We start from the raw sequence: 382 nt of genomic DNA on the forward strand, positions 1-382 counted from the left end.
CCTGTACCACCCGCAGCCCACTTATCAGTCGCTGACTTACGGTAAGCGCCAGCACAGTCAATGTGCAGCCAGCCCGTTTTATAGTCGTCGACAAAGTAAGATAGGAAACCTGCTGCTGTAGATGCACCTGGTGAGAAGTCACCGCTGCTGATGTTGGATAGATCAGCAAAGTTAGACGGCAACATGCCACGGTGGAAGTCAGCTAAAGGCAACGGCCATAGGCCTTCTTTCTCTTCTGCAGCGCATGCAAGCGCTTGCTCAGAGAATGCAGAATCAAAGCTAAATAGAGCATGGAAATCATTGCCCAGCGCGTTTTTAGCGGCCCCTGTTAAGGTCGCACAGTCAATGATCACCTCAGGGTTTTGTTCGCTCGCATAGATAA

1 pseudogene is annotated in these 382 nt (G+C 50.8%); it reads right to left on the minus strand.

Annotation, left to right across the window (positions count from 1 at the left end):
* Nucleotides 1-382 (minus strand): annotated as a pseudogene (locus AB4585_RS23860) (aminopeptidase PepB); the annotation flags it as partial.

Source organism: Vibrio sp. 10N.222.49.C9 (genome assembly GCF_041474985.1).
In the GTDB taxonomy this organism is placed as follows: Bacteria; Pseudomonadota; Gammaproteobacteria; order Enterobacterales; family Vibrionaceae; genus Vibrio; species Vibrio crassostreae_C.